We start from the raw sequence: 22,877 nt of genomic DNA on the forward strand, positions 1-22,877 counted from the left end.
AAAGCAGTGCCCAGCGTTGGCAGGGCACGCACTCGGCGTTATCCCTGTAAGACGCACGACTTACTTCTATCGGCAGGAAGCAGCAAAAAGATGAGGGTGTTTTTGCCGCTTTTTCATCGAAACCGGAGCGGGGGCCTGCCGTCGCCCGCTTCGCCGTCAGGGGCGCGCGGCCCTGCAGCAGCTCAGGCCGAAGGGAACTGCCTGGCGAGCCAGGCGTTGAGCGCGTCGTTGACCTGCTCGGGCTTTTCCATCGTCAGCATGTGGCCGCAGTCGGCGATCCACACGACCTCCGAAGCCGGCAGCAGCGCCGCCATCTCGCGCGTGCACTCGGGCGGCGCCAGGCGGTCTTCGTTGCCGCAGATCAGCAGCACCGGTGCGCGTATCGAATCCAGGTGCTGGCGCGCGTCGGGCCGGCGCATCACCGCGCGGTTCTGGCGGATGAGCTGTTCCGCGCCCGCGCCGAGCACGATGTCCAGGTAGCGCTGCACCATGGCAGGGTCGGCCGCCTGCGTGGGGTGGAAGGCGAAGTAGACGTTCGGCTCGATCATCTCGCGCAGCTCGCCGCGCTCGAAGTACGCAATGGCGCCTTCGCGCAGCGTGAACATGTCGGGCGTTTCGGGCCGCGCGCTGGTGCCCAGCAGCGCAAGCCCCGCGATGCGTTCGGGCGCCTGGCGGGCCGCCTCCATGGCGACCATGCCGCCCATCGAGGCACCGCAAAGCACCAGCGGGCCGTCGTTGTCGCGCAGCACGGCCGCAGCCATGCCCTCGATGCTGTCGTTGTGAAGCTGGGCGTCGCTCACGCGGGCGTTGAAGGCGGCGGGGAGGGCGGGCAGCTGGGCTTCCCAGATGCGCGCGTCGCAGGCAAGACCGGGCAGTAGAACAAGGTTGGGCATGGAGACGGATTCTGCGCGAATGCGGTAACCAGCGTAACGGCATAGGTCATGCGCGGGCCAAGGCATAGGCTCGATGGCCAGCAGCCACGGCGGGCCCGCTTCGACATACTTTGTCATTCATGTCGAGGACCCCGCAATGAACCTGGTTGACCGTGTGCAGTCCATCCTGCTCAGACCCAAGATCACCTGGCTGGCCATCGAGGAGGAGCCGGCCGACGCCGCCTCGCTCTACAGGAACTACGTGATGATCCTCGCGCTGATCCCGGCCGTGGCGAGCTTCATCGGCCTGTCGCTGGTCGGCATCGGTGCCTTCGGCGTGAGCTTTCGCGTGCCGATCGTCGCGGGGCTGGCGAACATGGTCGTGGGCTACGTGATGTCGCTGGTGATGGTGTTCGTGCTTGCGCTCATCATCGACGCGATGGCACCCACCTTCGAGGGTACGAAGAGCCAGATCGGCGCGCTCAAGCTGTCGGCCTATGCCAGCACTGCGGCCTTCGTGGGCGGCATCTTCAGCCTGCTGCCCTCGCTGTCGGTCATCGGCGCGCTGGCGGCGCTTTACGGCGTGTACCTGCTCTACACCGGGCTGCCGGTGCTCATGAAGTGCCCGCAGGACAAAGCCATTCCGTATACCGCCGTGGTGGTGGTCTGCGCCATCGTCGGCGGCTTCGTCATCGCCTGGGTGCTGTCGCTGCTCACGCCGTCGCCGGTGCGCCTGGGCGCCCTGCCGGCGGTCGATGCGGTGGTGGCCATGCAACAGCTGGCGCCCGCGGTCACCTGAGCGCCGCCCGCACGGTGGAAAATGGGCGGCAATGCCAACGCCCAAACCCGACGCAACCACCGACCTGATCCTGATCCGCCACGGCGAGACCGCCTGGAACCGCGAGCTGCGCTTCCAGGGGCATGCCGATGTTCCGCTCAACGACATCGGCCATGAGCAGGCCCGCCGCCTCGGCCTGCGGCTGGCCGGCGAGACCGTGCAGCACATTGTCAGCAGCGACCTCATGCGCGCGCAGCAAACGGCCGCGCCCGCCGCGCAGCAGCTGTCGCTGCCGGTGGTCACTTCGGCGGGGTTGCGCGAGCAGTTCTTCGGCGTGGTCGAGGGCATGCGCTCCGACGAGATCCAGAGCCTGCACCCGCGCGCCTGGGAAGAGTGGCTGGAGTTCCGCGAAGACCACGCCATGCCCGAAGGCGAGACGGCGCGCGAGTTCCACACGCGCATCATCGCGGCGCTGGGCACGGTCGCTGCCGCGCACCGGGGCCAACGCCTGATCGTGGTCACGCACGGCGGCGTGCTCGACATGGTGTGGCGCACCGCCCGCGGCCTGAGCCTGAGCGGGCCGCGCACCAGCGACATTCCGAATGCGGGCTTCAACCGCATCCGCATCGCCGACCCGGCCAAGCCCGAGGCCATCGAGATCGTCGACTGGGCCGACACGCGGCACCTGGCCGACCTGCCGCCGCAGCCTACCTACGACCAGACGCGGCACCTGAAGACCAAGGGGTGATTCGGGTTCGGCGCGTTCAGTCGCGCAGCAGCGCGCCCAGTCCCAGCTTCTCGTAGACCGCGGCCGCCTGCCTGCGCAGCCGCAGCGACTCCGGCTGGCCGTTGAGCTGCTGCTGCAGGATGCCCTGCGCACCGGTCAGCGAAGTCTCGGTGCCGGTGCGCACCAGCGCGTCGAGGTACACCTGCTCGAACAGGTCGCGCTGTGCATGGCTGCCGCCGATCTCGATCATGCGCGGCAGCGCCACGCCCAGCCCTTCGACAGCCGCCGCGAGATCGCCGCGCGCATGCGCCACCAGGCCGTGCGCGGCCGGCACGCACACGCGCTGCCATGCGGCGCGGGTCGACGGCGGCGCATGCGGTGCGAAGGCCTCTATGTTGCGCAACAGCACGTCGGCCTCGGGCCGGCCCGCGCGCGCCAAGCCGTAGAGGTACTGCAGGTCGAGGAAGGGCAGCACATGGTCGGCCTGGCGCTGCAGCAGGTAGAGCGCCACGTCGTCCCAGCGCGTGCCCACGTCGATGCCCGCGAGCTCCAGCCGCGCGAGCAGCGAGACCGCGCCGATCTGGTCCTGCGAGTAGTCCTTCACCACGCCCCAGGCGTGTTCGTCGTACACGGCCAGTGCCTCTGCGTCGCGGCCCAGGTCGATCAGGAACAGCGCCACGTGCCACCAGTTGTGCGTGACCATGAAGGAGTTCAGGCCGGTCCACGTGTCGCTCACGCCCCGCATGAACGCCAGCCCTTCGGCGAGCCGGCCCTCGGTGAGCATCACGTGCGCCAGCGCATGGTGCGCCCAAGGCTCCTTGCGGCACAGCGCGATGGCGCGGCGCGCGCTGGCCTCGGCCTCGCGCATCAGGTGGCACTGCTCGTAGCCGAAGGCCGCCATGCCGTGCACGTAGGGCACCTCGGCCGCATGGGGAAGCACGGCGAGCGCGAGCCGCAGCATGCCGGGGCAGTCGCCGGTGTTGAAGCAGTGGTACTGGCCCAGCTTGACCGACACCAGGTCGCGCGGATGCTCGTTCGCCTGCTCGGCGTGCAGCGCGATGGCGCGGGCGATGTCGCCGTCGGCCCAGGCCTCGATGGCCGCGATGTAGCGCTGCTCGCGCGGCGTGGCGCGTTGCGCGCCCGCTCGCGCCTTTGCCAGGAAAGGCCGCGCATTGGCAACGGCCTCGCGCGATTCGGCGAACAGGTGCAGCGTGGCGCAATAGGCCTGCACGATGGGGCTCGCATCGGTCTCGGCCAGCGCGATCAGGTGGACCGCGCGCGCCTCGGTCGAGATGAAGCCCATGACGAAGTCGTCGACCAGCGGCAGGCTGGCGGGATGGTCGAGCGTGAGGGGGTTGCCGAGGCTGTCGGCGGCTAGCGAATTTCCGGAGGGCATGGCGGCATGGTGCCATGCCCCCGGCATTGCTTCAACGCCACCCCGGGCGCCCGTTCAAGCGCTGCCTACACGCCGGCCTGCTGGTGGCGGTACTCCTGCGTCTTTCCCCCGTAGCCGTAGGCCGCGCCGCGCGCGTCGATCACGTGGATGTACGACACCTCGTGCAGGTCGGGCCGGATCTTCGCCATGGCCGCGTGCACCTCGCGCAGGTAGCGCGCCTTCTCGGCCTTGGTGTTGGTCTCGTCGGTGATGCTGATGTCCAGGTGAAAGGCCGACTTGCCGAGCGCGGCCAGTGTCTGGGCGCCGATGAACCAGGCGTCGGCGGCGATGTACTGCACCGTGATGGCGATCACCGGCAGCTGCTTGCCGAGCACGCTCTGCGTGAGTTCGGCGACCGTGTCGACGGTCTTGCGGGTGAGGGCGGCATCGGGCTGGCCGGAGAGGTGGACGACGATGTGGGGCATGGCGGACTCCTGTGTGAATGAATGGTCGATGCGGTGATTGTGGGAACTGAACATAATTCGGAAAAGCGGGAAGATATGATCAATCCCATCGGATAAACGAATGGATGCCTCATGCAGGGTTTCGATCTGGAACAGTTGCGCACGCTCGCGGCGGTGGTCGACGCGGGCAGCCTCACGGCCGCCGCGCCGCGCGTCTTCCTGTCGCAGTCGTCGGTGAGCGAGCAGATCCGCAAGCTGGAAGCGCGCGCGGGGCAGTCGTTGCTCACGCGCAGCAAGGCGGGTGTTTCACCCACCGAGGCGGGGCTGCGGCTGCTGGGCTACGCCCGGCGCATCCTGGCGATGAGCGACGAGGCGTTTCGCGACCTGCACGGCGAGACGCTGCAGGGCGAGCTGCGGCTTGCCGTGACCGACTACTTCCGTCCCGGCGACCTGACGCGGCTGCTCGGCCGGCTCGGCGAGAGCTATCCGCAGGTTCGGCTGAACGTCGGCATCCTGAAGAGCGACGCACTGCGTGCGGCCTATGCGCGCGGGGATTTCGACGTGGGCCTCGCGATGAACATCGCCGGGGTTTCCGCAGCGCAGCCCCGTGCCTCGGTGATCCGGCGCGAGTCGTTGGCGTGGCTCGGCGCGGCGGGCATGCGGGTCGTGCGCGGCGAGCCGCTGCGGCTGCTGGCGTTGCCGGACACCTGTTCGCTGCATCAGTTCACGGTGGCGTTGCTGCGGCGCCGGCGCGTGCCTTACGCGCTGGCGCACGTGGCGTCGGGCGTGGCGGGGTTGCAGTCGGCGCTGGCCGCGGGCCTGGGCGTGGCCTGCCTGAACGAGTCGGCCATCAGCGACGGCGTGGCGCGGCTGGCTGCGCCGCACGGGCTTCCTGCGTTACCGCGCGTGGCCTTCGAGCTGATGCCCGGTCGACGGGGTGAAACACCGTTCGTGACCCGGGCCCGGGAGATGCTGGCCACCCACCTGGCGTGAGCCGGCCCCGACAGGGGCGCAGGGTGGCGCGGGATTTGCGTCACCATGTGCCATGGACGCGCCCCCTCCCACTTCTCCCCCGGCTTGGCTGCGCCATTCCCGTTTCGACGACGCGCAGGCGATCTTTTCGGGCACGCTGTTCGTCGCCATCGCCATGATGCTGTTCGGCCAGGCCGGCCTGCTCACGGGCGGCACGGCCGGCATCGCGTTCCTGTTGCACTACGCCACCGGCGTGAGCTTCGGCAAGCTGTTCTTCCTGGTCAACCTGCCGTTCTACTGGTTCGCCTGGCGTCACATGGGCCGGGCGTTCACGGTGAAGACCTTCTCGGCGATCGCGTTGCTCTCGTTCATGACGGACTGGGCGCCGCGCTATCTGTCGATCCATTCCCTGCACCCGGCCTTTGCGGCGGTGCTCGGCGGGCTGCTGCTGGGCACGGGCTGCCTGTTCCTGGCCAGGCACCGCGCCAGCCTGGGCGGCGCCACCGTGTTGACGCTGTACCTGCAGGAAAAGCGGGGCTGGCCGGCCGGCAAGGTGCAGATGGGCATCGACTGCACGGTGGTGTTGTTCGCACTGTTCGTGATTCCACCGGAGCGGGTGGGGTGGTCGGTCGTGGCCGCGGTGGTGATGGGGCTGTTCTTGTGGATCAACCACAAGCCGGGGCGGTACGCGGCCACCTGAGGTTTTGCTCTCTGTGCGCCGCCGTTGTTCCGAGGGCGCGGAAAGCTCCCGCGCCCTGCAGCTGCCTCAACCCCAGGACAGGGCCGAGAGGTCGTTCACGAAGATCGGGTTGTCCTTCCACAGGCCCTTCACGTTCTTCTTCGCGATGGTCGGGAACTGCGGCTGGTACAGGAAGCCGTTGGCCGCGTCGGTCGCCAGCAGCTTCTGCGCGTCCCCCAGCAGCTTGTTGCGCTCGGCCGTGTTGGCGGTGCTCTTGATCTTGTCGAACAGCGTGTCGAAAGTCTTCGACTGGTAGCCCCAGTAGTAGTCCGACTTGGCATAGTTGCCCAGGTCGAAGGGCTCGACGTGCGACACGATCGACAGGTCGTAGTCCTTGTTGCCGTAGGTGCCGCTGAGCCACTGCGCCCACTCGACGTTCTGCACCTTCACCACGATGCCGATCTTGGCGAGCTGGGCCACGATCACCTCGCCGCCCTGGCGCGCGTACGGCGGCGGCGGCAGGGTCATCTTCAGTTCGAGCGGCGTCTTCACGCCGGCCTCGGCCAGCAGCTTCTTGGCCTTCTCGATGTCGAAGGGGTTGATGCCCGTGGTGTCTACATAGCCCGCCGCGCCCGGCACGTAGTGGCTGCCGATGGGCACGCCGAAGCCGTCGGCCGCGCCTTCGATGATGGCCTTGCGGTCGATGGCCGCCAGGATGGCGCGGCGCACGCGCACGTCGTCCAGCGGCTTCTTCCTGTTGTTGATCGCCAGGATGGTCTTGGCGCGCGAACCCGCCAGGATCACCTGGAACTGCGGATTCATCTTGAACTGCGGCACCACGCGCGTGCCGATGCGCGTGAACACGTCCACGTCGCCCGACAGCAGCGCGGCGGCCTGCGCGGCCGTGTCGGAGATGAAGCGGAAGGTGACCTTGTTGATCTTCGCGGTGGCGGGGCTGCGAAAGCCTTCCCACTTGCTCAGCGTGAGCGACGAGCCCTTGGCCCAGGCGTCCAGCTTGTAGGGGCCGGTGCCGACCGGCTTGTTGGCGTTGGTGTCCGCGCTCTTGGGCTCGACGATCACGGCGGTGGCCTGGCCCAGCACGAAGGGCAGGTCGGGGTCGATCTCCTTGTTGATGACGACCACCGTGTAGTCGTCCACCGCCTGCGTGGCCAGGTTGGCGAAGGTGCGCTTGTCCTTGTTGGTGCTCTTCTCGCCGCCGGCGCGGTCGAACGAGAACTTGACGGCGGCGGCGTTGAACGGCTCGCCGTTCTGGAACTTCACGCCGCGCTTGAGCTTGAAGGTGTAGGTCTTCAGGTCGGGCGAGATTTCCCAGCTGTCGGCCAGCAGCGGCGTGACGCTGCCGTCGGCGTTGATCTTGGTGAGCGTTTCCAGGATGTTGTACTGCACCACCTCGGCAATGGCGGCGGCGGCGCCCGAGGTCGGGTCCAGGCCCGGCGGTTCGAGCGCCATGCCGATCACGATGGCGTCCTTCCTGCCCTGCGCCATGCCGGCGAGCGGGGTGGCCAGCGCAACGGTGGCGCCAGCGGTGGTAAGGAGGGTGCGGCGGTTCAACATACGTGTGATCTCCGGAAAAACGGGGCCAGGGTCGAATGACTGCTTCGGCGCGCGCCGTGCCCCGAAGGGAGGCGCGGCGCGGCGAAAGACATGACACGCAGCACGAAAGATGCCACGTGCACAGCCGTTCATTCTCTCGCAGCGGGTATGCCGCCGCGCGGCCCGCGGGGCGGTTTTTCCTCGGGACGTTCCCGTAGGGCGCGGCTCTGTGGGCGTTTACTTCAAGCCCACGACAGGGCCGCGATGTCGTTCACGAAGATCGGCGTGTCCTTCCACAGGCCGCGCAGGTTGCGCGACGCCACCGTGATGAACTGCGGCTGGAACAGGAACACGTTGGCCGAGTCCTCGGCCAGCAGCCGCTGCGCGTCAGCCAGGTAGCGCAGGCGGTCGGCGGGGCGCGCGCTGTTGCGCGCCTTGTCGAACAGCTCGTTGAACTTGGCCGACTGGTAGCCCCAGTAGTACTCGGGCTTGGTGTAGTTCACCAGGTCGAAGGGCTCGACGTGCAGGATCAGCGAGAGGTCGTAGTTCTTGTTGCCGTAGGTGCCGCTGATCCACTGCGCCCACTCGACGTTCTGGATCTTCGCGACGATGCCGATCTTGGCCAGCTGCGCGGCGATCAGCTCGCCGCCCTGGCGCGCATAGGGCGGGGGCGGCAGCACCAGGTCGAGTTCGAGCGGTGTCTTCACGCCGGCCTCGGCCAGCAGCTTCTTCGCCTTCTCGACGTCGAAGGGGTTGATGCCGGTGGTGTCCACATAGCCCGGTGCGCCCGGCACGTAGTGGCTGCCGATGGGAATGCCGCGACCGTCCACGGCCGCTTCGATCACGGCCTTGCGGTCGATGGCCGCGGCAATGGCGCGGCGCACGCGCACGTCGTCCAGCGGCTTGCGCTTGTTGTTGATGGCCAGGATGGTCTTGCCGCGCGAGGCGTTGAACACGATCTGGAAGCGCTTGTCGTTCTGGAACTGCGCCAGGCTGCGCGACACCGAGGCGTGCGGGAACAGGTCGACGTCGTTCGACAGCAGCGCGGTGGTCTGCGCGGCGGGTTCCGAGATGAAGCGAAAGCTCGCCTTGCGGATCTGCACCGCCGCCGCGTTGCGAAAGCCCTCCCACTTGGCCAGCACGATGCCCGAGCCCTTGGACCAGCTGTCGAGCCGGTAGGGGCCGGTGCCGACCGGCTTGGTGGCGTTGGTCTCCACCGTCTTGGGCTCCACCAGAATGGCCGAGGCCTGGCCCAGCAGGAACAGCAGGTCGGGCTCGATCTCCTTGTTGATCAGCACCACGGTGTGCTCGTCGAGCACCTGCGTCGCGATGTTGGTGAAGGTGCGCTTGTCCTTGTTGGTGCTGTTGGCCGCGGCCGCGCGGTCGAAGGAGAACTTGACGGTCTGCGCGTTGAAGGGCTCGCCGTTCTGGAACTTCACGCCGTGCTTGAGCTTGAAGGTGTAGGTCTTCAGGTCGGGCGAGATGTCCCAGCTCTCGGCCAGCAGCGGCGTGACGCTGCCGTCGGAGTTGATCTTGGTGAGCGTCTCGAAGACGGTGTAGAGCACCACCTCTGCGATCTCGGCGCCGGCCTTGGCCGTGGGGTCCAGGCCCGTCGGCTCCAGCGTGAGGCCGATCACCAGCGCATCTTTCTTCCGCTGCGCGAAGGCAGGTGTCGGCAGGGCGAGCGGTGCGAGGGCTGCGGCGCCGGTGGCGAGCAGGGTGCGTCTTTTGAGCATGAAGCGAAGTCCTCCGAACAAGGGGCAAGCATCATCCTCGAGACCGGGGTGCGCGCGCAACCAGATGCTTATGACCCACTCATCCTAAGGACGGCGGCAGACGAAGGAGAGGCTTCGGTGTCAGCCGGCCAGCAGCGTGCCGCCGGTGGGCGTGCGCGGCACGGCGTCGAGCAGCGTGCGCGTGTATTCGTGCTGCGCATGGTGGAACAGCTCGGCGGGCGGGCCCTGCTCGACGATCTTGCCCTTCCACACCACGCACACGTCGTCGCACAGGTGGTTGACCACCGCAAGGTCGTGGCTGATGAGCAGGTAGCTGATGCCGAACTGCTGCTGCAGGTCCTGCATCAGGTTGAGCACCTGGGCCTGCACCGACACGTCGAGCGCGCTCACGGGCTCGTCGGCCACGATGAGCTTCGGCCGCGTGATGAGCGCGCGCGCGATGGCGATGCGCTGTCGCTGCCCGCCCGAGAACTCGTGCGGGTACTTGTCCATGTCGGTGGTGCGCAGGCCGACGGCGGCCAGTGCTTCGGAGGCGCGTTCGCGCTGCTCGGCGCGGCTGGTTTCGGCCAGTGCCTCGAGCGGCTCGGCGACGATGCGCGCCACGGTCTGTCGCGGGTCGAGCGAGCCGTAGGGGTCCTGGAACACCATCTGGAAGTCGCGGCGCGCGGTGCGCAGCTCGCTCTTCGACAGCGTGTGCAGGTCGCGGCCTTCGAGCGAGACGGAGCCCGAGGTGGGCGTGTCGAGCGCCATCACGAGGCGCGCGATGGTCGACTTGCCCGAGCCCGATTCGCCGACGATGCCCACGCTGCGGCCGGCCTCGACCTGGAAGCTCACGCCGTTGAGCGCCTTCACGGTGGGCGGCGGGCCGAAGAGCTTTTCGCGCGGCAGCGCGTAGTGGCGCACGAGGTCGGTGACCCGCAGCAGCGGTGAAGTGGGGGCGGTTGCGCTCATGGTGCGATCGCTCCTTGCACGGCGATCTCTTCGAGCCGGATGCAGCGCACCGCATGGTCGTTCGGCAGCATCGTCGCCGGCGGCCGGGTGGCCTGGCAGGCGTCGACGGTGTAGCTGCAGCGGCCCGCGAACGGGCAGCCCGGCGGCAGGTCGACCAGCTCGGGCACGCTGCCCTTGATCGTGGCCAGGCGCAGGCCGCGCGGCGCGCCGATGGCAGGGCGCGCGGCGAACAGGCCTTGGGTGTAGGGGTGCGCGCGGCGCGCGAACACGGCCTCGGTCGGGCCGCTCTCGACCACGCTGCCGCCGTACATCACGAGCATCTTCGAGACCGTCTGCGCGATCACGCCGAGGTCGTGCGAAATCAAAATCAGCGCCATGCCACGTTCGGCCACGAGGCTTTGAATGAGCTCGAGGATCTGCTTCTGGATGGTGACGTCGAGCGCAGTGGTGGGTTCGTCGGCAATCAGCAGGTCTGGACCGCAGGCGAGCGCCATCGCGATGCCGATGCGCTGTCGCTGGCCGCCGGAGAACTGGTGCGGATAGGCATCGAGGCGCGAAGCCGCATCGGGAATGCCGACGCGTTCGAGCAGTGCGAGCACTTCCTTGCGTGTGTCGGCCTTCGAGAGGCCGCGATGCAGCCGCAACGGCTCACCCACCTGGCGGGCGATGGTGTGCACGGGGTTCAGCGCCGTCATCGGCTCCTGGAAGATCATGCCGATGCGGTTGCCGCGGATCTGGCACATGGCTTTTTCGTCACGTCCGACCAGTTCGGTGTCGTCGAACCGGATGCTGCCCGTGACCTTGGCGGTCGAGGGCAGCAGGCCCATGAGCGACATCACGGTGATCGACTTGCCGCAACCCGACTCGCCGACGATGCCCAGCGTTTCGCCGCGCTCCAGCGTGAAGTCGACGCCGCGCACGGCCTCGGCGGGGCCGCGCTGCGTCTGCAGCTCGATGTGCAGGTCCTTGACTTGAAGCAGTGGCATCTTGCTTACCTCGCCCGTGCCAGTCGTGGGTCGAGCAGGTCGCGCAGGCCGTCGCCCAGCAGGTTCAGGCCCAGCACGGCAAAGGCGATGGCCAGGCCCGGGAACACCGCGAGCAGGGGCGACTGGAACATCATGGTCTGCGCCTCGCTGAGCATGCGGCCCCACGAAGGCTGCGGCGGCTGCGTGCCCAGGCCCAGGTAGGAGAGCGCGGCCTCCGCGAGGATGGCGATGGCGAAGCGGATGGTGATCTGCACGATCAGCACGGCCGAGATGTTCGGCAGCACGTGCTGCATGGTGATGGCGAACGGCCCCTTGCCGCAGGCGCGCGCCGCAGCCACGTACTCGCGCGACCAGATGGCGTTGGCCGATGCGCGCGTGATGCGCGCGAAGGTGGGAATGTTGTAGATGCCGATCGCGATGATCGCGTTGACGATGCCCGCGCCGAACACGGCCGTCATCATGATGGCCGAGAGGATCGCGGGGAAGGCGAGCGTGAAGTCGGTGAGCCGCATGATGGCTTCCTCGACCCAGCCGCGCCTGGCGGCGGCGAGCAGACCCAGCGCCGTGCCGACCACGAGGCCGATGCCGACCGCGATCACGCCCACGAGGATGGACGCGCGCGCGCCCACCAGCAGCAGCGACCCCACGTCGCGCCCGTAGGTGTCGGTGCCCAGCCAGTGCGAGCCCGATGGCGGCTTCAGCTTGTTGGCCATGTCCATGTCGTAGGGCGACCAGGGCGTCCACACCAGCGAGACGCCGGCGGCGAGCAGCAAAAGCAGGGTCAGCACGCCGCCCAGCACGAAGCTGCGATGCTGCAGCGCACGGCGCCAGAAGCCCGGCACCTTGAGCGCGGCGGCGCTCGGGACTGTCACGGTGCTCATATGTCGCTGGCCTTGATACGCGGGTCGATCACGGCGTACAGCACGTCGACCACGAAATTCACGATGACCACCATGGCCGCGAGCAGCATCACGCAGTTGCGCACCACGATCAGGTCGCGGTTGCTGATGGCCTGGAAGATCAGCCGGCCCAGGCCCGGCAGGTAGAACACGTTCTCCACCACGATGGTGCCGGCCAGCAGCTCGGAGAACTGCATGCCCATGACGGTGATGACCGGGATCATCGCGTTGCGCAGCACATGGGTCCACAGCACCATGCGCTGCGACACGCCCTTGGCACGCGCGGTGCGCACGAAGTCTTCGCGCATCACTTCGAGCACCGCCGAGCGCGTGATGCGCGCAAGGATCGCGGCCTGCACCACGGCCAGCGACAGGGCAGGCAGCAACAACGACTTGATGCCCGCGAAGAAGCCTTCGCCCCAGCCCTCGAAGCCACCGGCGGAGAACCACTGCAGCTGCACCGAGAACACGAGGATCAGAAGAATCGCGAACCAGAAATTGGGAATGGCGATGCCAACCTGGGCCATGCCCATGAGGCCGACGTCGCCCAGCTTGTTGTGGCGCGCGGCGGCGGTCACACCGACCAGCAGCGCGATCACGACCGTGAGCACCATCGCCATCATGGCGAGCGGCACGGTGAGCGCCAGGCGTTCGAGGATGAGGTCGAGCACGGGCGAGCTGTAGGCATAGCTGTCGCCGAGGTTGCCGGTGAGCAGGCCGGCGATCCAGTGCCAGTAGCGCGTCCACGCGGGCAGGTCGAGGCCGAGCTTGGTGGCCAGGGCCGCCACGGCCTCTGGCGAGGCATCGGGGCCCATGAGCATCTGCGCGGCGTTGCCGGGCAGGATCTCGAGGACGAGGAAAACGATGACCGAGGCGCCGATCAAGGTGCCGATCAGCGTGGCAAGGCGCTTTATTAAAAACAGACTCATGGGGCGGGGCGCAGCATAACTGACTCCTGCAACAAATGTGCCGTGAATGTGGCCTTTGTCATTCACCGTCAATTGCCGGCATCGACGCGCCGATAATCGGGGGATGGCCCTCATGATCACCGACGAATGCATCAACTGCGATGTCTGCGAGCCCGAGTGCCCGAATGACGCGATCTACATGGGCGAGGCGTTCTACGAAATCGACCCGCACAAGTGCACCGAATGCGTCGGCCACTTCGATGAGCCGCAGTGTGTGCAGATCTGCCCGGTGGCCTGCATTCCCCTGAACCCCGAGCATGTGGAAAGCCGCGAGACGCTGATGCAGAAGTACCAGCGCCTCACGGCGATCAAGGTGACGGCGGCTTCGGCCGGCGTCTAGCCCGCGTTCGTTCAATCGGCGGACTTGCGCTTCTGCTTCTTTTTCTTCGGGGCGTCGCCGGCCTGCTTCTCGCCAGGCGGTCCCTTGAAACTCATGCTTGACTTGTTCGGCTCGCTGAGCGCCTTGCGGGCACGGTCCCGCTCCCTTTGCTCGGACATGGCGAGCCGTCTTTCTGCCATGGACGCGCTTCTTGCTTCACGAGCGGCCCGCTGGTCGCGGTCATGGGCCGCCTTTTCCTGCGACAGCCGGGTGCGCTCCAGGTGGTCGGCCTGGATCTGTGCATTGCGTGCGCCGGCGTCGGCCGCCCGGCGGTCCTGGTCGCTGCGAGGGTCTTCCACCTTGACCTGCCTGCCGCCTTCGCAGGGGCGGTCGGAATAGGTGTTGCCGCATCGCCAGGTTTGCGCGGCATCCTGGGCATTTACGCCCGTGGATCCTGCGCATGCTGCTATCAGAAACAGAGCGACTACTGCATGCCGCCCTGTCGTTCTTCTTTTTCTCTTCTGGCTCATTTTTATTTCTCTCCCTCCCTGCACTCCGGTGGCCGGCTAGGTGGCGGCAGGCGTGCCCCCGTCGCCGGGCTCCCGCCGCGGCGGTTTGGGCCGGGGCGGTTTGCTCGTGTGAATGAGCAAGGTCGCCTTCTCCATCTCGCCTGCCACCAGCGCGGGAACCGCGTGCAGGGTGCGGACGATGGCGTCCTCGATCGCTTCGCGTTGTTCCTTGAGCGGCTTCTTCAGCACCCAGTTGACGACCTCCGACTTCACGCCTGGGTGTCCGATGCCCAGGCGCAGCCGCCAGTAGTCGCCGGTGCCGAGCTGCGCGTGGATGTCGCGCAGGCCGTTGTGGCCGGCATGGCTTCCGCCGAACTTCAGCTTGGCCTGGCCCGGGACCACGTCGAGCTCGTCGTGCACCACAAGGATTTCCTCGGGCGCGATCTTGAAGAAGCGCGCCAGGGCGCCGACCGACTTGCCCGACAGGTTCATGAAGGTCTGGGGCTCCAGCAGCCAGATGCTCTGGCCTGCGATGGTGGTGCGCGCGGCGAAGCCGTGGTAGCTGCGCTCGGGCACGAGGTTGAGTTTCCAGTCGCGCGCGAGGGCGTCGATCCACCAGAAGCCCGCGTTGTGGCGCGTGGCTTCGTACTCAGGGCCCGGGTTTCCGAGGCCGACGAACAGCTTGATCATGGTCGTGGATTATCCCGTCCGCAGAAAAGCGAAAAGGCCCGCGCGGTGCGGGCAGAAAACAAAAAGGCCCGCACGAGGCGGGCCTTCTGATGCAGCGGACGGCTGGAAGTGAATTACTTCTTGGCAGGCGTCTTGGCCGCGGGGGTCTTGGCAGCCGGAGCAGCCTTGCCGCCCTTGCCGGCCGGTGCGGGAGCTGCGTCTGCAGCCACGGCGCCTTCGACGGGAGCATCGACTTCTTCAGCGGCAGGCGCCACAGCCGAAGCCAGCACCGGGTTGACCTTGCCGTGGCTGACCCACTTCACGCCGCGGGGCAGCTTGATGTCCTTCAGCGTGACGGTGCCGTTCTTCTTCAGACCCGACAGGTCGACTTCGATGAACTCAGGCAGTTCGGACGGCAGGCAGTTCACTTCCAGTTCGGTCGTGACGTGGTTGACCAGGTTGTGCTCGAGCTTGACGGCATCGGACTCTTCCTCACCCTTGAAGTGCAGGGGCACCTTCAGGGTCATGCGGGTCTTGGCATCGACGCGTTGGAAGTCGATGTGTTGCACCAGCTGGCGGAACGGGTGGTATTGCACGTCGCGCAGCAGAACCTTGCTGACGTTGCCGCCCATTTCCATTTCCAGCACGGTCGCATGGAAGGCTTCCTTCTTCAGGGCGTGCCACAGCGCGTTGTGATCGATTTCGATCAGTTGCGGCTCGGTGTCGCCACCGTAGACGATGCCGGGGGTCTTGCCCGATGTGCGGAGACGGCGGCTCGCACCCGTGCCCTGCTTGGCGCGCTCAAAAGCGACGAATTTCATAGTTAGCTCCTGTAGGAGTCCACCGCGACCAGTGCGACTCCGGTTCAACAAGGGCATCCGTCCGCAAATGCGGCGGCGCCCGCTTTTTGCTCAGATCAGAACAGGTTGTCCTGGTCCGAGAACAAACTCATCACCGACTCGCCCTTGGCAATGCGCTGGATCGTTTCGGCGATCAGCGGTGCCACGGAGAGCTGGCGAACCTTTCCGCAGGCCAGCGCCGCGTCGGAAAGGGGAATGGTGTTGGTCACGACCACTTCGTCGAGGGCCGATCCCTGCGTGATGCGCTCGATGGCCGGGCCCGAGAAGATCGGGTGCGTGCAGTAGGCGTAGACGCTCTTGGCGCCGCGCTCCTTCAGCACTTCGGCCGCTTTGACCAGCGTGCCCGCGGTGTCGATCATGTCGTCCATGATCACGCAGTTGCGCCCGTCGATCTCGCCGATCACGTTCATGACTTCGCTGACATTGGCCTTCGGGCGGCGCTTGTCGATGATGGCGAGGTCGCAGTTCAGTTGCTTGGCCAGCGCGCGGGCGCGAACCACGCCGCCCACGTCGGGCGACACCACGATCAGGTCTTCGTAGTTCTTCGCGCGCAGGTCGCCCAGCAGCACCGGGGAGGCGTAGATGTTGTCGACGGGAATGTCGAAGAAACCCTGGATCTGGTCGGCGTGCAGGTCCATCGTGAGCACGCGCTCTACACCGACGGTTTCCAGCAGGTTGGCCACGACCTTGGCCGAGATCGGCACGCGGCTCGAGCGCGGGCGGCGGTCCTGGCGGGCATAGCCGAAGTAGGGAATCACGGCGCTGATGCGTTCGGCCGAAGCGCGCTTGAGCGCGTCGACCATGATCAGCAGTTCCATCAGGTTTTCGTTGGTGGGTGCGCAGGTCGACTGCACCACGAACACGTCGCGCGCCCGCACGTTCTGGTTGATCTCGACGGTGACTTCACCGTCCGAGAAGCGACCGACGCGAGCGGCACCCAGCGTGGTGCCTAGGTTGTGCGCGATTTCTGCAGCAAGGCCTGGATTGGCGTTGCCGGTGAAAACCATGAAGTCAGGGTGATTAGCCTGCATGAGCGCGTCCCGGCTGAGCGAATTGGCTGAGGAAGCCGCCAAAAGGTTGGTGATGCGTGGCGGCCGGTGAGCCGCCGATTATTGCAGCGGGTGGGCTGCAAACGAAGACTGCGGCCGTTGGGCCGCAGTCTTTGAAGATTTGGCAGGGGAGAAAGGATTCGAACCTTTGCATGCTGGAATCAAAATCCAGTGCCTTAACCAGCTTGGCGACTCCCCTACACGGGTCGATGGTTTTCACCATCAACCGATATATGTCGCGTCGAACCGAATGAACGGACCGACTATCTTCAGGTTGCCCACCCGCACAGCGGATGAACTTCCAGGTTGCTGCATTGACGAACCTGCCAGCCCTTTGGGGCTTCCAGCAGTTCCGCTTTGTGCGGCGCTTGCGGCATTTTCGCGAACACCGAACTTCCGGAGCCGGTCATCCGTGCCTTCAATCCCTGGGTTCCGAGCCATTCGATGGCGTCGGTGACCGCGGGGCAAAGTCGCTGGGCAACCGGCTGCAGGTCGTTGTGGCCGAAGTCGAAAACCGAGTCGCTCAAAACCGAGCTTTCCGGGTTCATCGCTTCGAGCGATTCGCTCTCTGCAGCAAAGCCTGTGATTATAGCAACAGGAGAAGCACGTTCAAGATCTGTTGCTGAAAAAATTAATCGGGTATCAAGTCCTTCAGGAGGTTTGACCACCGCGAAACAGGCGGGAGGCAGTGTAACCGGTGTCAGCTGCTCGCCCACGCCTTCGACCCACGCGTTGCGTCCACCCAGAAAGAACGGCACGTCGGCGCCGAGCGTCAACCCGATGTGCGCGAGCCGCGACAGCGGCAGGTTCAGGCCCCACAGGCGATTGAGCGCGAGCAGGCAGGTCGCGGCGTCCGAAGAGCCTCCGCCCATGCCCGCCTGCGCCGGAACGTGCTTCGCCACGCCGATGTGGGCGCCTTGTCCTGGTGCGGCATGGGCTTGCAGCGCGCGCGCGGCGCGCAGCACCAGGTCGTCCGCGGGCAGCGCCGTCGTCAGGTCTTCGCGGCTCAGCTGTCCGTCGCGCCGCAGCTCGACGTGCAGCGTGTCGCACCAGTCGATCAGCATGAAGACCGATTGCAGCAGGTGGTAGCCGTCTTCGCGACGGCCGGTGATGTGCAGGAAGAGGTTGAGCTTGGCCGGCGCGGGAAGGTCGTAGATCGCCTTCATGACCGTTCGAAAACGATGCGCAGGTCCGCGCGCGGACCTGGCGATTCGCGCAAGGCCTGCAGGCGGCCGTTGCCGAGCTGCGCCAGGTCGGGCTTCCAGCCTGGCACGGTGTCGTTGCGCCCCGCGAGCCATCCGAACAGCGCACCGACGGGAATGGCGGCGCCGGTGGCGGCCTCGATCAGTGCATCGACCGAGTCGAAGCGCCGCGTGTTGCTGCCGTCCTTCAACAGGGCTTCGCCGGGCGTCCAGTGCAGTTGAGCGAGCGTGCTGCCGATGGGGGTGGTCAGCGTGAGGTCGCCGGCTTCAGCCGAACCGCGAAGCTCGAACAGTGCCGCGAAGGTCTGCACCGGCTCGCTCTCGATGCGCAGCGACATGCGCCCGCTCCAGCTGTCCGAGGTCTTCGGTATCGACGGGCCGCCCGACAGCTGGGCGCAGCCCGCCATCACGAGAAGCGCCGCGCCGCCTGCCGCCAGAAGAGCGCGGCGGCCGTGGTCGACTTGTGCGCTCGACAGTGCCGCTGTGCGCGCCATGCTACGGCTTGACCCGCAGGCGCTTCAGCGTTTCCTGCAGGGTCTCGTTCTCGGCGTCGCTCAGCAACGCTTCCTTCCAGATCGTGACCGCGCGGTCCTTCTGGCCGATGGTCCACAGCACCTCGCCGAAGTGCGCGCCGATTTCCGGGTCGGGCCGCGTCTTGTATGCGGCTTCCAGGATGCGGATCGCCTCGTCGGTGTTGCCGAGCCGGAACTCGACCCAGCCCAGGCTGTCGGCAATGAACGGATCGTTCGGCGCCAGCTGCACCGCCTTCTTGATCAGCGTGCGCGCCTCGTCGAGGCGGATCTTGCGATCGGCGAACGAATAGCCCAGCGCGTTGTACGCGTTCTGGCTCTCGGGCTTCAGCTCGATCAGTCGGCGCAGCAGGCGCTCCATGTCGTCCAGGCGGTTGAGCTTCTCGGCCACCATGGCCTGGTCATAGACGAGGTCGCTGTCGTCCGGTGCGGCCGCCGAGGCCTGGGCCAGCATGTCATAGGCGGCCTGGTATTGCTTCGCGTCGCGCAGCAGTTGCACTTCGGCGAGAAATTTCTGCTTCTTGTCTTCCGCGGTGCGCTCGGGCAGGGCGCGGATGACTTCGCGCGCCTGCGGCAGCTTGCCCTGGCGTGCCAGCAGCGAAGCACGGCGGGTTTGCGCGGCCACCACTTCCTCGGTGCCATCCACGCGCGAGAGCCAGCGCTCGGCAGCCGCATAGTCCTTGCGCCGCTCCGCCAGCTGCGAGAGTGCGAAGTACGCCTGCGCCACGCCGCGCTTGCGGTCGGCATCGTCCGTGTCCTTGGCGGCCTGGCTGCCCGACAGCTCGATGAAGCGCTTGATCGAGGCTTCGGCCGCTGCGTCCTGCCTGGACTGCATCTGCAGGCTGCCGAGCAGCAGCCATGGCTCAGCCAGGTCGGGCCGCGAGGACGTGACGGCCTGCAGTTGCGTGGCGGCGTCGTTGAAGCGGCGGTTCTCGACCAGCACCCGCGCGTACGCCACGCGCAGGTCGGGCGAGGCCTTGGGGTTGTTGCTCAGGAAGCGCGTGACGATCGGCTCGGCCAGCGGTTGGTCGGGGCCGATCAATTCGAGCGCCAGTGCGGCCGGTGCGTCGGAGGCGGGGTCGATGTCCTGGCCTTTGCGCGCGGCGTCCAGGGCGCCCGACACGTCGCCCGCATTGAGGCGCAGCCGCCCGACGGTGGCCCAGGCCAGTCCACCGGTGGCGGGGCTCTTGAGTTCGTCGACCAGCGCCTGTTCGACCACCGAGGCCGCCAGCTTCTTGTCCGAGGCGCGCGAGTAGTTGCGTGCGATCACGGCCATCAGCAGCGGGCGCTCGATCTGCGAGGTGGCGGCCACCTCGGCGCGCAGCGGTTCGACCGTTTCGCCGATGCGGTTCAGCGCAATCAGAATCTGCAGCTCGATGCGCCGTGCGTCGCGAGAGGTCGGCAGCGTTTCCTGCCAGGCGCGCGCCGCGGCAAGGGCGGCGTCGCCGGAGCGCGATTGCAGTGCGATCTCCACTGCGCGCTGGAACAGCTTGCCGTCGCGCAGCCGGCGCGCGGCGTCCAGCACCAGCGCGTAGCCCGAGCCGGGGTCGCCGGAGCGCGTCGTCATTTCGCCCATCAGGATTTCGTAGAACAGGTCGGCGGTAAGCGCCGAGGGCTGTGCTTCGGGCTCGCTCACCGGCTTGGCAGCGACCACCCGCGGCCTGGCCGCTGGCTTCGGCGGTGCGGATCGCTCGATGACCGGCGCGGGGCTGGTAGGGGCTGAGGGATCTGATGTCTGTGCGTGAACGGCACAAGCCAGCAAGGCGAGAGACGCGGCCGCCGCAAGGCGGTGTCGGCGGGGCGAAAGATTCATCTGACCATAATAATCCAGGCTTTTGAACGAGCGCCGCGCGGGGGCTTCGCCGCTGCGCGCGTTTGCCGGAGATTTACCTTTCATGCCCGAATTACCCGAAGTCGAAGTCACCCGGCGCGGTTTTGCCGACCGCATCGCCGGCGCGCGCATCGACGCGGTGCGCATCGGCAAGCCGTTGCGGTGGGCCCTCATGGTGTTGCCCGAGGCGCTGGTCGGACGTCATGTGCTGCAGGTGCGCCGGCGCGGCAAGTACCTGCTGATCGACCTGGATCGCGGCATCCTGCTGCTGCACCTGGGCATGTCGGGCAGCCTGCGTTTCGACATGGCATTGCCCCCGCCCGGCACGCACGACCACTTCGACCTGGTGACCGACCGCGGCACCCTGCGGCTGAACGACCCGCGCCGCTTCGGCGCCGTGGTCTACGTCGACCACGAAGACGCCCCCTGGGCCATCAAGCTGCTCGGCGGCCTGGGCATGGAGCCGCTGGGCGACGGCTTCGACCTCGATGCCTTCCATGCGGGTCTCAAGAAGCGCAAGAGTGCCGTCAAGCAGGTGCTGCTGGCGGGCGACGTGGTGGTGGGGGTGGGCAACATCTATGCGTCGGAGGCGCTGTTCCAGGCGGGCATACGACCGACGCTTTCGGCGGCACGCATCAGCCGTCCGCGCGCCGCCAAGCTGCATGCGGCCGTTCGCGAGATCCTGGCGCGGGCGGTGGAGAAGGGCGGCAGCACGCTGCGCGACTTCTCGAACGTGGACGGCAAGAACGGCTATTTCCAGCTCGAAGCAACGGTCTACGGCCGCGCGGGCGAGCCCTGTCGGGTCTGCGCAACGCCGATCAAGCTGCTTCGCCAGGGGCAGCGCTCTACCTTCTATTGCCCCATTTGCCAGAAGTAAGCGTGGGACGCCGCCAACACCGCCAACGGAATATCCAGGAAACGGTTGTTGCAGGCCTGCCGATGCTATATTTGTAAGCTCTTTCTTACACATTCCCCTTGAGCCGCTCTTTCAACCAACAACTCGATCAGCACGGCGCGTGGCGAAGCAATTTCGCCCGCCGGCTGCAGTGGCTGTCCCGCTGGCTGACCGAGAACGAGCTGCTCGACCAGTCGGTGGCCGAACGGTTGCGCGGGCTCGAAACACAGATCCGCACCAGCAAGGTCATGGTCGCCTTCGTCGCCGAGTTCTCGCGCGGCAAGTCGGAACTGATCAACGCCATCTTCTTTGCGGGTTACGGGCGCCGCATCATGCCGGCGAGCGCGGGCCGCACCACGATGTGCCCGACCGAACTGGGTTACGACCCCGCGCTGGCACCCAAGCTGCGGCTGCTGCCGATCGAGACCCGCCTGGAACCTCACTCGCTCGCCCACTGGCGCGAGAAGCCCACGCGCTGGACCGAGATCGCCATCGACGTCGCCAACGCGGAGCAGCTTGCGCAGGCCATGGGCAAGGTGGCCGAGGTGCGCTGGGTCGGCAAGGAAGAAGCGCGCGCGCTGGGCTTCTGGAACGACGACACACCCGACGACAACCCGGTGCAGGACGCCGAAGGCCGCGTCGAAATCCCGCGCTGGCGCCATGCGGTGCTGAACATGCCGCACCCGCTGCTGGAGCAGGGGCTGGTGATTCTCGACACGCCCGGCCTGAACGCGATCGGCGCCGAGCCCGAACTCACGGTGAGCCTGATTCCGCAGGCGCATGCGGTGGTCTTCATCCTGGGCGCCGAAACCGGCGTCACGCGTTCCGACCTCTCGATCTGGCGCGAACACCTGATCACCGAGGACGAAGGCAACGACACGCGCTTCGTGGTGCTCAACAAGATCGACACGATGTGGGACACGCTGAGCACGCCCGAGCACATTGAGCAGCAGATCGAGCGCCAGCGCGAAGGCGCGGCCCGTCTGCTCGAAGTGCCGCTGGCGCAGGTGCTGCCGGTGTCGGCGCAAAAGGGGCTGCAGGCCAAGATCCAGCACGACGCGCAACTGCTGCAGGCCAGCCGCCTGCCGGCGCTCGAATCGCTGCTGGGCGAAGGCGTGCTCGGCAAGCGCGAGACCATGCTGCGGCTGGCGGTCGATGCCGGCATGACCGCGTTGCGCGCTGAAGCCGAACGCATCCTGAAGGTGCGCCAGCGCGACCTGTCGGAGCAGGCGCTCGAACTGCAGGGCCTGCGCGGCAAGAACGTCTCGGTGATCCGCCACATGCGTGCGCGCATCGACCAGGAACACGCCGAGTTCGAGGGCAGCAACACGCGCATCCTGGCGTTGCGCTCGGTGCAGGGCAAGCTGCTGCGCGAGGTGTACGCCGTGCTCGGGCGTACCGCGCTCAAGGCCGACATGGTGCGGCTGTCGGCCGCGCTAAAGCGCCCGGGCGTCAAGTTCAACGTGCGCAAGGTGTACGCAGAGACCTTCGACTCGCTGCGCAACAACCTGCGCGAAGTGCAGGCGACCACGGCCGAGATCCAGTCGATGCTGCACGCCACCTTCCGCCAGCTCAACGCCGAGCAGGGCTTCACGCTGCAGGCGCCGGCCGAGCCCGATCTCACGGGCTTCGAGCAGGAGCTCAGCCAGATCGAACGCAGCCACATCCATTACCTGGGCGTGGGCAACCTGCTGAAGCTGGCGCAGGCCGATTTCTGCGACAAGCTGGTGCGCGCGCTGGCCAGCCGTCTGCGCCTCGTCAACGAAGCCGCCATGACCGAGGTCGAGCGCTGGAGCAAGGGCGCGAGCGCGCAGATCGATGCACAGCTCAAGGAGCGCCGGCGCAATTTCAGCAAACGCATCGAGGCCATCGAGCGCATCCAGAGCGCGGCGGGCAACCTGGACGAGCGCTTGATCGAGCTGGCCGCGCAGGAGCGCGACCTGGCCGAGCTGCACGTGCGGCTGCGCGAGTTCACGTCGCTGATCGCGCAGCCGGGAAAGCCGCCGCCCCTGGCCACGGCCGGCGAATTGCGTGCGGCCTGAACGTTCCGCC

At 67.1% G+C, this 22,877-nt stretch carries 23 protein-coding genes and 1 tRNA gene; 7 read left to right on the forward strand and 17 right to left on the reverse strand.

Annotated elements, in window-relative coordinates:
• Positions 1–182: 182 nt before the first annotated feature.
• Positions 183–893 carry an alpha/beta fold hydrolase gene (locus tag ACSFBM_RS15245; RefSeq protein ID WP_435485079.1) on the reverse strand — a complete coding sequence of 237 codons (711 nt, stop codon included), beginning with the start codon at positions 891–893 and terminating at the stop codon, positions 183–185.
• Positions 894–1,029: 136 nt separating this feature from the next.
• Here ACSFBM_RS15245 and ACSFBM_RS15250 point away from each other — a divergent pair, with 136 nt between their 5' ends.
• Both ACSFBM_RS15250 and ACSFBM_RS15255 read left to right on the forward strand, forming a co-directional pair.
• Positions 1,030–1,671: a Yip1 family protein gene (locus ACSFBM_RS15250; protein ID WP_435485080.1), complete on the forward strand. Its 642-nt coding sequence runs from the start codon at positions 1,030–1,032 to the stop codon at positions 1,669–1,671.
• A 31-nt stretch (positions 1,672–1,702) separates the two neighbouring features.
• Positions 1,703–2,398, forward strand: a complete 696-nt coding sequence (locus ACSFBM_RS15255) for a histidine phosphatase family protein (RefSeq protein ID WP_435485081.1) — start codon at positions 1,703–1,705, stop codon at positions 2,396–2,398.
• Positions 2,399–2,414: 16 nt separating this feature from the next.
• Here the strand turns inward: ACSFBM_RS15255 and ACSFBM_RS15260 are convergent, their stop codons facing one another.
• The gene (locus ACSFBM_RS15260; protein ID WP_435485082.1) at positions 2,415–3,773 is read right to left on the reverse strand and encodes a tetratricopeptide repeat protein; all 1,359 of its coding nucleotides are present in this window, start codon (positions 3,771–3,773) and stop codon (positions 2,415–2,417) included.
• A 65-nt stretch (positions 3,774–3,838) separates the two neighbouring features.
• Positions 3,839–4,237 (reverse strand): tautomerase family protein, encoded by a 399-nt coding sequence (locus ACSFBM_RS15265; RefSeq protein ID WP_435485083.1) that lies wholly within the window; start codon positions 4,235–4,237, stop codon positions 3,839–3,841.
• 111 nt (positions 4,238–4,348) lie between these two features.
• Here ACSFBM_RS15265 and ACSFBM_RS15270 point away from each other — a divergent pair, with 111 nt between their 5' ends.
• Positions 4,349–5,209 carry a LysR family transcriptional regulator gene (locus ACSFBM_RS15270; RefSeq protein ID WP_435485084.1) on the forward strand — a complete coding sequence of 287 codons (861 nt, stop codon included), beginning with the start codon at positions 4,349–4,351 and terminating at the stop codon, positions 5,207–5,209.
• A gap of 52 nt (positions 5,210–5,261) precedes the next feature.
• On the forward strand, positions 5,262–5,888 hold the full coding sequence (locus tag ACSFBM_RS15275) for a YitT family protein (RefSeq protein WP_435485085.1): 627 nt from the start codon (positions 5,262–5,264) through the stop codon (positions 5,886–5,888).
• Positions 5,889–5,954: 66 nt separating this feature from the next.
• Here ACSFBM_RS15275 and ACSFBM_RS15280 read toward each other — a convergent pair whose 3' ends face one another.
• The 6 genes from ACSFBM_RS15280 to ACSFBM_RS15305 form a co-directional block, all read right to left on the reverse strand.
• A complete protein-coding gene (locus tag ACSFBM_RS15280) occupies positions 5,955–7,442 on the reverse strand; it encodes an ABC transporter substrate-binding protein (RefSeq protein ID WP_435485086.1) in 1,488 nt (495 codons plus the stop codon).
• Positions 7,443–7,663: 221 nt separating this feature from the next.
• Entirely contained in the window at positions 7,664–9,157 is a 1,494-nt protein-coding gene (locus tag ACSFBM_RS15285; protein ID WP_435485087.1) for an ABC transporter substrate-binding protein, read from the reverse strand.
• Between the two features lie 120 nt (positions 9,158–9,277).
• A complete protein-coding gene (locus tag ACSFBM_RS15290) occupies positions 9,278–10,108 on the reverse strand; it encodes an ATP-binding cassette domain-containing protein (RefSeq protein ID WP_435485088.1) in 831 nt (276 codons plus the stop codon).
• A complete protein-coding gene (locus ACSFBM_RS15295; RefSeq protein WP_435485089.1) occupies positions 10,105–11,094 on the reverse strand; it encodes an ABC transporter ATP-binding protein in 990 nt (329 codons plus the stop codon). Before ACSFBM_RS15295 ends, ACSFBM_RS15290 begins: the two co-directional genes overlap by 4 nt.
• A 5-nt stretch (positions 11,095–11,099) precedes the next feature.
• Complete coding sequence (locus ACSFBM_RS15300; protein ID WP_435485090.1) at positions 11,100–11,975, reverse strand: ABC transporter permease; 876 nt, start codon at positions 11,973–11,975, stop codon at positions 11,100–11,102.
• Positions 11,972–12,922, reverse strand: a complete 951-nt coding sequence (locus tag ACSFBM_RS15305; protein WP_435485091.1) for an ABC transporter permease — start codon at positions 12,920–12,922, stop codon at positions 11,972–11,974. Before ACSFBM_RS15305 ends, ACSFBM_RS15300 begins: the two co-directional genes overlap by 4 nt.
• A 103-nt stretch (positions 12,923–13,025) precedes the next feature.
• Between ACSFBM_RS15305 and ACSFBM_RS15310 the strand changes: the two genes are divergently transcribed.
• Positions 13,026–13,301: a YfhL family 4Fe-4S dicluster ferredoxin gene (locus tag ACSFBM_RS15310; protein WP_435437040.1), complete on the forward strand. Its 276-nt coding sequence runs from the start codon at positions 13,026–13,028 to the stop codon at positions 13,299–13,301.
• 11 nt (positions 13,302–13,312) lie between these two features.
• Here the strand turns inward: ACSFBM_RS15310 and ACSFBM_RS15315 are convergent, their stop codons facing one another.
• From ACSFBM_RS15315 to ACSFBM_RS15350, 8 genes are all read right to left on the reverse strand, one after another.
• Positions 13,313–13,810, reverse strand: a complete 498-nt coding sequence (locus tag ACSFBM_RS15315) for a hypothetical protein (RefSeq protein WP_435485092.1) — start codon at positions 13,808–13,810, stop codon at positions 13,313–13,315.
• 36 nt (positions 13,811–13,846) lie between these two features.
• Positions 13,847–14,479, reverse strand: coding sequence for an aminoacyl-tRNA hydrolase (pth, locus tag ACSFBM_RS15320; RefSeq protein ID WP_435447407.1), 633 nt, complete (start codon positions 14,477–14,479; stop codon positions 13,847–13,849).
• Positions 14,480–14,592: 113 nt separating this feature from the next.
• A complete protein-coding gene (locus ACSFBM_RS15325) occupies positions 14,593–15,279 on the reverse strand; it encodes a 50S ribosomal protein L25/general stress protein Ctc (RefSeq protein WP_435437043.1) in 687 nt (228 codons plus the stop codon).
• 95 nt (positions 15,280–15,374) lie between these two features.
• Positions 15,375–16,349: a ribose-phosphate pyrophosphokinase gene (locus tag ACSFBM_RS15330; protein ID WP_435437044.1), complete on the reverse strand. Its 975-nt coding sequence runs from the start codon at positions 16,347–16,349 to the stop codon at positions 15,375–15,377.
• 140 nt (positions 16,350–16,489) lie between these two features.
• A tRNA-Gln gene (locus ACSFBM_RS15335) sits at positions 16,490–16,566 on the reverse strand.
• Positions 16,567–16,636: 70 nt separating this feature from the next.
• Positions 16,637–17,533: a 4-(cytidine 5'-diphospho)-2-C-methyl-D-erythritol kinase gene (ispE, locus tag ACSFBM_RS15340; protein ID WP_435485093.1), complete on the reverse strand. Its 897-nt coding sequence runs from the start codon at positions 17,531–17,533 to the stop codon at positions 16,637–16,639.
• The gene (locus tag ACSFBM_RS15345) at positions 17,530–18,063 is read right to left on the reverse strand and encodes a lipoprotein insertase outer membrane protein LolB (RefSeq protein WP_435485094.1); all 534 of its coding nucleotides are present in this window, start codon (positions 18,061–18,063) and stop codon (positions 17,530–17,532) included. Before ACSFBM_RS15345 ends, ispE begins: the two co-directional genes overlap by 4 nt.
• 1 nt (position 18,064) lies before the next feature.
• On the reverse strand, positions 18,065–19,912 hold the full coding sequence (locus tag ACSFBM_RS15350; protein ID WP_435485095.1) for a tetratricopeptide repeat protein: 1,848 nt from the start codon (positions 19,910–19,912) through the stop codon (positions 18,065–18,067).
• Between the two features lie 82 nt (positions 19,913–19,994).
• On the opposite strand from ACSFBM_RS15350, the gene mutM reads away from it, so the two are divergent.
• The gene (mutM, locus tag ACSFBM_RS15355; protein ID WP_435485096.1) at positions 19,995–20,807 is read left to right on the forward strand and encodes a bifunctional DNA-formamidopyrimidine glycosylase/DNA-(apurinic or apyrimidinic site) lyase; all 813 of its coding nucleotides are present in this window, start codon (positions 19,995–19,997) and stop codon (positions 20,805–20,807) included.
• A gap of 98 nt (positions 20,808–20,905) precedes the next feature.
• Complete coding sequence (locus ACSFBM_RS15360; protein ID WP_435485097.1) at positions 20,906–22,867, forward strand: dynamin family protein; 1,962 nt, start codon at positions 20,906–20,908, stop codon at positions 22,865–22,867.
• Positions 22,868–22,877 lie beyond the last annotated feature (10 nt).

The organism is Variovorax pasteuri (assembly GCF_051216435.1).
Taxonomy (GTDB): domain Bacteria; phylum Pseudomonadota; class Gammaproteobacteria; order Burkholderiales; family Burkholderiaceae_C; genus Variovorax.

Excerpts from the sequence above, each read along its gene's own strand:
- ACSFBM_RS15295 (WP_435485089.1), bottom strand. The coding sequence starts at position 11,094 with ATGCCACTGCTTCAAGTCAAGGACCTGCACATCGAGCTGCAGACGCAG.
- ACSFBM_RS15305 (WP_435485091.1), bottom strand. The coding sequence starts at position 12,922 with ATGAGTCTGTTTTTAATAAAGCGCCTTGCCACGCTGATCGGCACCTTG.
- ACSFBM_RS15300 (WP_435485090.1), bottom strand. The coding sequence starts at position 11,975 with ATGAGCACCGTGACAGTCCCGAGCGCCGCCGCGCTCAAGGTGCCGGGC.
- ACSFBM_RS15245 (WP_435485079.1), bottom strand. The coding sequence starts at position 893 with ATGCCCAACCTTGTTCTACTGCCCGGTCTTGCCTGCGACGCGCGCATC.
- ACSFBM_RS15260 (WP_435485082.1), bottom strand. The coding sequence starts at position 3,773 with ATGCCCTCCGGAAATTCGCTAGCCGCCGACAGCCTCGGCAACCCCCTC.
- ACSFBM_RS15325 (WP_435437043.1), bottom strand. The coding sequence starts at position 15,279 with ATGAAATTCGTCGCTTTTGAGCGCGCCAAGCAGGGCACGGGTGCGAGC.
- mutM (WP_435485096.1), top strand. The coding sequence starts at position 19,995 with ATGCCCGAATTACCCGAAGTCGAAGTCACCCGGCGCGGTTTTGCCGAC.
- ACSFBM_RS15265 (WP_435485083.1), bottom strand. The coding sequence starts at position 4,237 with ATGCCCCACATCGTCGTCCACCTCTCCGGCCAGCCCGATGCCGCCCTC.
- ispE (WP_435485093.1), bottom strand. The coding sequence starts at position 17,533 with ATGAAGGCGATCTACGACCTTCCCGCGCCGGCCAAGCTCAACCTCTTC.
- ACSFBM_RS15330 (WP_435437044.1), bottom strand. The coding sequence starts at position 16,349 with ATGCAGGCTAATCACCCTGACTTCATGGTTTTCACCGGCAACGCCAAT.
- pth (WP_435447407.1), bottom strand. The coding sequence starts at position 14,479 with ATGATCAAGCTGTTCGTCGGCCTCGGAAACCCGGGCCCTGAGTACGAA.
- ACSFBM_RS15275 (WP_435485085.1), top strand. The coding sequence starts at position 5,262 with ATGGACGCGCCCCCTCCCACTTCTCCCCCGGCTTGGCTGCGCCATTCC.
- ACSFBM_RS15290 (WP_435485088.1), bottom strand. The coding sequence starts at position 10,108 with ATGAGCGCAACCGCCCCCACTTCACCGCTGCTGCGGGTCACCGACCTC.
- ACSFBM_RS15255 (WP_435485081.1), top strand. The coding sequence starts at position 1,703 with ATGCCAACGCCCAAACCCGACGCAACCACCGACCTGATCCTGATCCGC.
- ACSFBM_RS15315 (WP_435485092.1), bottom strand. The coding sequence starts at position 13,810 with ATGAGCCAGAAGAGAAAAAGAAGAACGACAGGGCGGCATGCAGTAGTC.
- ACSFBM_RS15280 (WP_435485086.1), bottom strand. The coding sequence starts at position 7,442 with ATGTTGAACCGCCGCACCCTCCTTACCACCGCTGGCGCCACCGTTGCG.
- ACSFBM_RS15285 (WP_435485087.1), bottom strand. The coding sequence starts at position 9,157 with ATGCTCAAAAGACGCACCCTGCTCGCCACCGGCGCCGCAGCCCTCGCA.
- ACSFBM_RS15345 (WP_435485094.1), bottom strand. The coding sequence starts at position 18,063 with ATGGCGCGCACAGCGGCACTGTCGAGCGCACAAGTCGACCACGGCCGC.
- ACSFBM_RS15350 (WP_435485095.1), bottom strand. The coding sequence starts at position 19,912 with ATGAATCTTTCGCCCCGCCGACACCGCCTTGCGGCGGCCGCGTCTCTC.
- ACSFBM_RS15310 (WP_435437040.1), top strand. The coding sequence starts at position 13,026 with ATGGCCCTCATGATCACCGACGAATGCATCAACTGCGATGTCTGCGAG.
- ACSFBM_RS15250 (WP_435485080.1), top strand. The coding sequence starts at position 1,030 with ATGAACCTGGTTGACCGTGTGCAGTCCATCCTGCTCAGACCCAAGATC.
- ACSFBM_RS15270 (WP_435485084.1), top strand. The coding sequence starts at position 4,349 with ATGCAGGGTTTCGATCTGGAACAGTTGCGCACGCTCGCGGCGGTGGTC.